Source organism: Larkinella arboricola (assembly GCF_003259745.1).
In the GTDB taxonomy this organism is placed as follows: Bacteria; Bacteroidota; Bacteroidia; order Cytophagales; family Spirosomataceae; genus Larkinella; species Larkinella arboricola.
The window spans coordinates 20,920-29,250 of sequence record NZ_QLMC01000013.1 but is presented as its reverse complement, the minus strand read 5'-3'; the positions used below and the strand labels follow the sequence as shown (position 1 = coordinate 29,250).

At 48.7% G+C, this 8,331-nt stretch carries 7 protein-coding genes and 1 rRNA gene; 2 read left to right on the top strand and 6 right to left on the bottom strand.

Annotated features, from left to right (window positions below):
- A 16S ribosomal RNA gene (locus LX87_RS27355) occupies window positions 1-62 on the bottom strand; the annotation flags it as partial.
- A gap of 1,034 nt (window positions 63-1,096) precedes the next feature.
- Between LX87_RS27355 and LX87_RS27350 the strand changes: the two genes are divergently transcribed.
- Both LX87_RS27350 and LX87_RS27345 read left to right on the top strand, forming a co-directional pair.
- Complete coding sequence (locus tag LX87_RS27350) at window positions 1,097-1,477, top strand: response regulator (RefSeq protein WP_111631499.1); 381 nt, start codon at window positions 1,097-1,099, stop codon at window positions 1,475-1,477.
- A 167-nt stretch (window positions 1,478-1,644) separates the two neighbouring features.
- Complete coding sequence (locus tag LX87_RS27345) at window positions 1,645-3,873, top strand: PAS domain-containing protein (RefSeq protein ID WP_111631498.1); 2,229 nt, start codon at window positions 1,645-1,647, stop codon at window positions 3,871-3,873.
- 122 nt (window positions 3,874-3,995) lie between these two features.
- On the opposite strand, the gene LX87_RS27340 is transcribed toward LX87_RS27345, so the two are convergent.
- From LX87_RS27340 to LX87_RS27320, 5 genes are all read right to left on the bottom strand, one after another.
- Window positions 3,996-4,346 carry an acetolactate synthase small subunit gene (locus LX87_RS27340; RefSeq protein ID WP_111631497.1) on the bottom strand — a complete coding sequence of 117 codons (351 nt, stop codon included), beginning with the start codon at window positions 4,344-4,346 and terminating at the stop codon, window positions 3,996-3,998.
- Between the two features lie 18 nt (window positions 4,347-4,364).
- Window positions 4,365-5,183: a class II fructose-bisphosphate aldolase gene (locus LX87_RS27335; RefSeq protein ID WP_111631496.1), complete on the bottom strand. Its 819-nt coding sequence runs from the start codon at window positions 5,181-5,183 to the stop codon at window positions 4,365-4,367.
- Window positions 5,180-6,133, bottom strand: a complete 954-nt coding sequence (locus LX87_RS27330) for a carbohydrate kinase family protein (RefSeq protein WP_111631495.1) — start codon at window positions 6,131-6,133, stop codon at window positions 5,180-5,182. The genes LX87_RS27335 and LX87_RS27330 overlap by 4 nt, the downstream gene beginning before the upstream one ends.
- Window positions 6,134-6,206: 73 nt before the next feature.
- Window positions 6,207-7,376: an SIS domain-containing protein gene (locus LX87_RS27325; protein WP_111631494.1), complete on the bottom strand. Its 1,170-nt coding sequence runs from the start codon at window positions 7,374-7,376 to the stop codon at window positions 6,207-6,209.
- A 14-nt stretch (window positions 7,377-7,390) separates the two neighbouring features.
- Window positions 7,391-8,323, bottom strand: a complete 933-nt coding sequence (locus tag LX87_RS27320) for a DMT family transporter (RefSeq protein WP_111631493.1) — start codon at window positions 8,321-8,323, stop codon at window positions 7,391-7,393.
- Window positions 8,324-8,331: the final 8 nt, after the last annotated feature.

Here is an 8,331-nt window from a genome sequence, read left to right as displayed (position 1 = left end):
ACTTGCATGTATTAGGCCTGCCGCTAGCGTTCATCCTGAGCCAGGATCAAACTCTCCATTGTAAATAACTACTATAACATGCACTGTTATGCAGATACCTGTACTCTAGTCTTTGTGCTGTTGTGTCAATCGGTCAAAGAACGTGTCTTCCCAGAAGGGAAAACGGAGCTAAAAGCGCGTTTGCTTGAGCTCTATATCTAAACAAGAATACAAAGGTAATAGATTTGGTAGACTTTGTCAAGTAGTACTCTAAATTATTTTTTGTATTCTTTATTGTTTTTGATCCGTTGCTCAAAGCCGCCAAGAAGGTCTTAAAGAGTACTTTTAGCAACGGGCCAAGAAGATAACATACTACAGGTACGTAACGGTTCCTGATTGTTAAAGATTTTTTAGAAATCTTACATTTAGATGCCGCACAAACAATAACCGTCTATATATCAACGCATTAATTAACACCATTTAACAATCACTACTGAATTCTTCATTCTATTCATTAGAAGGTGCTATATTTTCTTAGCAGCAGAACATTCTCTACAGGATGGGTTTAAAATTGATAAGTCGCAGAAAATCAACATGAACCCACACAGTGCTATTTCTATAAGTATTCATATAATGGGCTATTACTATAATGGTCATCGGTTGACCCAACATTATATATGGTGTAGATTATTTAGATTAATAATATCCTGCTTTCCTTAAGCGTAACAAAATCCCCTTCACTGGTTCTGAGGTTATCAGGTCCCGGATTGAGCCGAAGTACCAGTTATGGTAAAAAGACTTGCTGGTTTTCTGGCCCGGGCTTTGATATACCATGCAGGCTGGCAAAGCAGGATAATACCAAAGAGGGTGATTCGCTTCATAACATATTGGGTTGTTTGTTACAAAGGTTTAGCCCTCACCGTTTACTGTTAATGAAACCTATTCAAAGAGCTTTATTTTCAAAGCACCCTACAGGGTAGTTTGCCAGCAAGTTGCCGGGCCTTGCTTCGCAACTTCTTTGAAGAAGAATGATTTGATTGACAAAAAACAGTAATTTGTCTATTCGGTTTTGAGAATGCCGGGGTAAAGGGTTCAAAATGGGTAAATCAAGTGTGTTATGAAGATTGCTGTTATTGACGATGATCAGATTTTTCAATTTTTGACCTGTAAACTGATTGAAAAAATAGCCCCCGGTTACGAACTTTTAAGCTTTAAGAACGGCCAGGATGCGTTGGAGTTTATACAGACAAATCTGTCTCTATTACAGACGCTACCGGAATTAATCCTGCTCGATATTAATATGCCCATCCTGGATGGCTGGCAGTTTTTAGATCACCTGATAGCACTAAATTCTGCTCATTATCAGCCCATTATTTATATGGTTAGTTCATCCATTGATCAGGCCGACCTATTAAAATCCCGGACCTATGTTCAGGTGAAGGGCTATCTGACCAAACCGCTGTCTAAACAGCAAATAACCGAGCTGCTGAATCCCTAGGATGTCCCCTCAAAAAAACTGAGCCGTTGTCAAGTAGAAGAATCAGAGCAATGGCCTTGTTGGTTGAAGATTCCAACCAGCAAGGCGGAATGTAATCGTCGTAGAAGGGTTTGCACCGAGGCTACCTGTCCGACGTCTTACGAACACCTGATAAGGCTGTTTAAATTATGCTGAGCCTGAATGAGATTGTAGTACTGTATAACTCGATACCCACTCCCTGCGTGATCCTGAAGCCAAATAAACCGGGCTACACGATCGCAGCGGTAAATCGTGCTTTTTTATCAGTCATCGATAGGAGTTGTGCCACTTTGGTGGGGCGGCATTTCTTTGACGCCTTCCCCGTCAACCGGGATGATGATGGCAGCAGGACGCTGACTATTCTCCGGGCGTTCGATCATGTTTTAAGTCATAAAACCCCTCATTTAATCAGGTATCACCGGTATGACCTGCCCTCTTCCGAAAGCCATGAAGAGGTGCGTTACTGGAATGTCGAAACGTATCCGTTACTGGATGAAGCCGGTACGATCCACTACATTGTCCAAAGCTCCACCGACGTAACCACCTTATTTGAAGCCGAAAAGAGACTGAAAGAAAACACCCTTAAAATTGCGCAGGAGCTCAACGAACGCAAACAGATTGAACACGAACTTAAGGTAAGTAACGAGCGGTATTATTATGTCAATAAAGCCACCGATGATGCCTTATACGATTGGGATATCGCGCTGAATCATATCCATTGGGGAGAGGCTTTCTTGCGCTGGTTCGGCTACACCCCCGACGACCGGTTCCCGCTTGAAAACTGGGCGACAATGGTACATCCGGAGGACATTTCGGCCTTACAAAAGAGTTTGAACAAAACACTGGAAAATCCAGCGGAGAATAACTGGAAAGCCCATTACCGGTTAAGAAGGCCGGATGGTATTGATGTGTTTGTAGAAGAAAACGGGTATATTCTGCGGGACCAGCAAGGTCGTGCTACGCGAATGATTGGCGTGTTACGCGATATTTCAGAACGAAAAAAAGCCGAGGCTGAACTGGAATCACTGAAAGACACCTACAGTGACCTGTTCCACATGAACCCCCTGCCCATGTGGGTGTATGACCTTGATTCTTTGATGTTTCTCGACGTCAATCAATCCGCCATCGCCCATTACGGCTACACGAAGGAGGAATTTTTATCAATGTCCATCCGCCATATCCGCCCTAGGGAAGATGCCGAAATGTTAGTAAATACCATCAGGAATGAGGTTAAGCCCGGCCTTTTTCACACCTCCGAAATGCGCCATGTCAAGAAGTCGGGAGAAATCATTCAGGTCAGCATCAGGGGTAATTCCATCAGCTACGGAGCCATTAAAGCCCGGATGGTTGTTGCTATTGATATTACCGAAAAAATAAAGGCCGAACAGGCTCTCATCAACAGGGAACGACGCTTTAAGACGCTCATTCAGGAGGGCTCGGATCTGATTGCGATTATTGATATGGACGGTTACTGTAAATACGTAAGCCCGAATATCGAGCGTCTGTTAGGAATTGCCCCGGAGGCTTTTATCGGGTATAACTCCTTCAACGTCATTCATGAAGCGGACAGGCCATCTCTTATCGAGCAATTCCAGTTGTTGAATAGCAAAAAACAGCACAATGTTACTCCCTTCCGCTATGTTGATAAACAGGGAAAAACCTATTGGGTCGAGACGGTAATCACCGACATGCGGGATGATGAGGTCATTGGCGGCATCGTGTGCAATTCCCGCATCGTCACCGAACGAGTCGAAAATGAATTAAAGATCAAAGAGCATCTGGACCGGTACAACGTTGTCTCGAAGGCCACCAGCGATGCCATCTGGGATATGGACATGGTATCCAAGAAAGTGTTATGGAACCAGGGTATAACAGCGGTATTTGGCTATGAGGATGTGGAGAACGATTACCAGTGGTGGCATGATCATGTTCATCCGGAGGATGTGAACCGGGTGGCCGAAACGGTCGATGATAGCATCCAAAACAAGATCCCCCGGTGGACCAGTGAATACCGCTTCCGGTGCGCAGACGGTAGCTATAAGCACGTATTTGACCGGGGCTTTTTGATATTCGATGACCCAACGGGGCAGCCTGTGCGAATGATTGGCGCCCTACAGGATATCACCGAAAAGGTGGCTTATACGAAAGCCGTTGAAGCGCATAACGTACAGTTAAGGGAAATTGCCTGGACCCAGGCCCACCTGGTCCGGGCTCCCCTGGCACGAATATTAGGATTGATACCGTTGCTAACTGATCCGGAAAATGATGAACATACCCGGCAAACCGCCCTATCCTATCTGCTTACGTCGGCTCAGGATCTTGACGAAATCATAAAAGAAATCATCAACAAGAGCTACGAGGCCCTAAAAAGCTCCTGATTGCCTTGTCCGGGCACGTTGATAAATCCATGCCCAACGGTGGTGAAGAATCCTTCGTCACCGAAACTAAATGAAAGCCAACTTCTTCGTAATACCCATCCTGCTCCCGGGAACTGGCTACGCTATCGTTCTCCTTCCATTTCACATTCTTCTACGTCATAAGGCCCCTGCCAGGGCATAGGGCTTGTCTGACTGTTCAGGATGCCAAGATTGTGCTCCAGCCAACGATTTGCCGATGCGGGATTTAGAAAGCTTTTGAAAATGTCTATTTGCTTTTCAAGCTGTGAAGAAAGTTTACGAACCGCTTCTTCGTTGTCGTTCACCACAATCGTAAAACGGTGAATGCCCGGAAGACCGGAAGCCGCCACCTGGAGGGATTCAATATTAATCCTGCGCCGGGAGATGATGACACTAATCCGGTTAAGCATACCGATCTGGTTTTCAGCAAACAGGGTAATGGTAAAATCGCTCATCCCGATTCTAACGGTTTATCAGTTATTCTGGACTACTAACAATTTCTCTTTAACCAGTTGGGTGACGCTGTGGGTCGCCACCGGGAAAATTTTACGGAGGTCAATTTCTTCGCCGTTCAGCGTGGCTTGCAGGGTTTTAATGAAGATATTCTTGATCTCGGTGGCCAGATTGACCTTGCAGATCCCGAGGGTGATCGCTTTCCGGAGTTGTTCTTCGGGAACCCCGGAGCCCCCATGCAGCACCAGGATGGTATCAACCGTAGCGTGGATGTCTTTCAACAAGTTAAACTGAAGCTGGGGCTCCTTTTTGTAAAAACCATGTGCGGTTCCAATCGCCACCGCCAGTGCATCGACACCGGTTTCCTCCACAAAAACTTTGGCTTCCTCCGCCTGCGTAAAGACCTGTGCCTCGTGTGATTGACCCAGTTTGGCCACATAACCCAGTTCCGCTTCTACATTGGCGTTATAGGCCTGCGCCCGTTTGACAACTTCCCGGGTAATCCTGATGTTCTCCTCAAAGGCGAGTTCACTGCCATCGATCATCACCGAGTCGAACCCGACATCCAGGCAGGATTGCGCCAGTTCAACGGATGACCCATGATCCAGATGAATCCAGCCCTCCACCCCGAACTCTTTCAGTCCGGTACGAGCCAGCTCCACGGCCGTGTGGAGTCCCATGTAATCGATAGAGCTACTGGTCAGTTGGAGAACGACAGGCTGATTGGTTTCCTTCGCAGCGGCCAGCACACCGTGCAAGGTTTCCAGATTGTAAAAATTAGTCGCGAGCAAACCCTTTCTCTCCGAGGTCAGTTGCCGCATTTTTTCTTTTAAGGTCACAATGAGGAGAAATCAAGATTAAAAATTTGTTTCGCAGTCTGTTTCACGGACGTGATATTGGCAAAAGCGGTTGTGCCCCCGGCCGCTGTGGTATTGATCGCGCCCGCCAAATTCCCCAGCCGAAGGCATTCCGACAGTTCATGACCGTTGAGAAAACCATTGATAAATCCGGCATTGAAGCTATCCCCGGCACCAATGGCGTCTACGAAATGGCTGTTGATGTACGCGTCGGAATGCAGCACCCCATTGTCCGAATAGGCCGTTGCACCATTAATGCCTTTTTTGACGACAATGATGTTAGCAAAACCGGAAAGCCGGTCGATGGCGTCCTCCACGTCGCTCTGGCCGGTCAGGCATAAAAGTTCTTTTTCGTTCGGCAGGAAAAAATCGACGTAGGGCAGGCACTCTTCGGAAGGGAACTCCCATTGATTGGCCGGGTCCCATTGCAGGTCAAGCGAAGTGGAAAGGCCAACGGTCTTGGCGGCCGCGAACAGATTGGTGATATCGGCCCGCAGCGCGCTCTGTAAAAAATAAGACGATACATGAAGGTGCCGGAACTGGTGCAGCGCATGAAGAGGTATGTCGTTGATAGAGAAATGGTTCATGGCGCCACCATACGTGACATTTGCGCGATCCTGGTCGTAATTAAGGATCATCGTTATTCCGGTCTGGTGCTCGTTCGATTCCAGAATAAATCGGGTATCCACCCTCTTGGATTGCAGCTCCCTGAGGATAAATTTCCCGAACAGGTCATTACCAAGTGCTCCGCAGAACGACGCGCTGCTGCCGAGCGCCGAAATATTGGAAGCGAAAATGGCCGACGAACTGCCCAGGGTAAGCAGCATTTTGTCCGCCAGAATTTCCTGGCCGACCACCGGAAAACCCTTCACCTGATCAAGCAGTATGTCGACGTTCAGCTCACCCACAACCAACAGGTCTGTTTGTTCCATATCAGCGGTTTAAGACGGTTTTTTAAAATTTGAAACGCTATGGACCGGGCGTATACTTTCACCCAAAACTGTTCTATCCTTGGAGAATTTCCGGATAAATGGTCACCCCCTGAACCACGCGGTTGATAGCCCCGGATACCGACGGATTATCCGGCATCAGGCCCAGATACAGCGATTGGTAAAAACCGATCAGCTGACCCACTACGGCAGCGCCGATAAAGGACAGTTCATTGGGTCCGTCGTGGTAATGGGACAGGGTGATGTCCAGTACGGAATTGTCCAGCTTCTGCACCTGTGGCATATTCCAGGTTGCCGTGGGTACGCGCTGCCCATCCTGGTCGATGGATAGACTCAGGTCGCGCTCGTATAAGCCCACCACGGGGTCGGCAGAAAACAGATAAACAATCAGCGATTCGCGGTTCACCACCGCCCGGGGGCCGTGCCGGAAACCCAGGAACGAATCGTGTTTGCAGATCACCTGTCCATCTGAGAGTTCCTGCACTTTCAGGTGACATTCCCGGGCGATACCGAGCAGCGGACCCGAGCCCAGAAAGATGATACGACGGTAGGGCTGGCTGGCTAATGAAATGATCCTGGGCAAGAGTTCGACCAGCAGGTACCGGGTTTGGTCCACCAACGTTTCCAGGGAATCCTGTAGGGTATCCAGGGATCGGAGTTTCACGACGAGTAAAACCGCCAGCAACATCCCCGTAAAACTGCCCGTCATCGCTAGTGACTGGTCATTGGCCTGTTCGGGCAAAACCAGATAAAACGCATTCGGCCGTTTCCGGTGCGTCAGGTCGCTGTCCTTGTTGCAGGTGATGATCAGGTGATGGATCTGGTCGCAGTACTCATCGGCTATTTCTACGGCCGCCAGACTTTCCGGGCTATTGCCCGACCGTGAAAAGGAAATCATTAGCGTCGGAATGCCCCGCCGGAAATGGAGTTTCGGGTGGGTGATGAGATCGGTGGTCGCAATAGCGTGCGTGAGTTTTCCGGTACTTTCCTGCACAAGCCCCTGTGCAGCTTCTCCGATAAAGGCCGATGAACCGGCACCGGCCAGGATGATACGCAGGTCCGGCACATTCAATAACGGATTGAGAAACGCTCCAATGTCTTCCCTCCTGTTGCGGATCAGTTCAAAAATTTTCTGCCAGAGAACCGGCTGGCCCTCTATTTCAATCGCCGTGAACAGACCTCCTTTTCGCTCTAACTCCCTCTCGTCTAATTGTAAATATCGCATACACAAATTCTATTTTACTTCATTGAATGTTTTGTTGTGGCCGGCCTTTCGTCACTGCCTTTCTTCTCCATTTTCATTTCGGCATTCCCCATTATGACGGCCGACACAATGGCCAGTATGATCCCGATTAGAGTGACCGGATTAGGAAAAGACGAATAAATCCACAACGAAAGGATCACCGTCAGAACGGGTGAGAGGGCAGTCGTCATTGGGGCAACGAAGATTGCGCTGCCATACCGGAAGGCGTATACCAGACAAAGGGCTCCGAAGGCATTCAGTACCTGCACGGCCGCCGACAGGTACGGTCCTTTCAGGCCATAGTTGATCGGTTGAGAAAAATCCGTCATCCAGAGTGCGAAAGGGATGAGGGCAAGCGAACTGAGCGTCATGTAAAAAAAGATGCTTTCGGCCTTCATGTGGTTATTGGCAAATCGCATGACGAATCCCTGCGCCCCCCAGGCCAGCAACGGCACCAGGGTTAACAGAATCCAGCCATACCCACTCAGGGCCGAATTCCCCGGAGGGATATAGGACAGCAGAAAAATGGCGACAACGGCGATGCCCACGCCGGTCCAGCCCATCAACCCCGTCGATTCTTTCAGAAACAGAACGGCCATCAGGATGGTCACCACCGGCGTAAGCGACAGAATCGGAAAAACGATATAAGCGGGCGCGATCCGGAGGGTGAAAAATAGGACGAGCTGACCGACGGCCCCGAGCAATCCGGCCAGACAACCAAACAGGATCGAACGGGTATCCCGCTCCAGCTTCCAGGTATTCAGGGCCAGGGCCACAACGGCTGCAGGAATCATCATGACGGCCCAGACCACATATCCCAGCGTTGGCGGAAACCCATTTTTTTCGGGCAATTCAATCAGCGCTCCCCATACGCCCATGAAGATGACGTGTATAATGACAAAACTGATCCAGGTTTTTGACTTTTTCATCGTGCGTT

What these genes read in the sequence shown, in the direction of transcription:
- LX87_RS27330 (WP_111631495.1), bottom strand. Translation starts at nt 6,133, where the DNA reads ATGGAACAAACAGACCTGTTGGTTGTGGGTGAGCTGAACGTCGACATA.
- LX87_RS27320 (WP_111631493.1), bottom strand. Translation starts at nt 8,323, where the DNA reads ATGAAAAAGTCAAAAACCTGGATCAGTTTTGTCATTATACACGTCATC.
- LX87_RS27340 (WP_111631497.1), bottom strand. Translation starts at nt 4,346, where the DNA reads ATGAGCGATTTTACCATTACCCTGTTTGCTGAAAACCAGATCGGTATG.
- LX87_RS27350 (WP_111631499.1), top strand. Translation starts at nt 1,097, where the DNA reads ATGAAGATTGCTGTTATTGACGATGATCAGATTTTTCAATTTTTGACC.
- LX87_RS27325 (WP_111631494.1), bottom strand. Translation starts at nt 7,376, where the DNA reads ATGCGATATTTACAATTAGACGAGAGGGAGTTAGAGCGAAAAGGAGGT.
- LX87_RS27345 (WP_111631498.1), top strand. Translation starts at nt 1,645, where the DNA reads ATGCTGAGCCTGAATGAGATTGTAGTACTGTATAACTCGATACCCACT.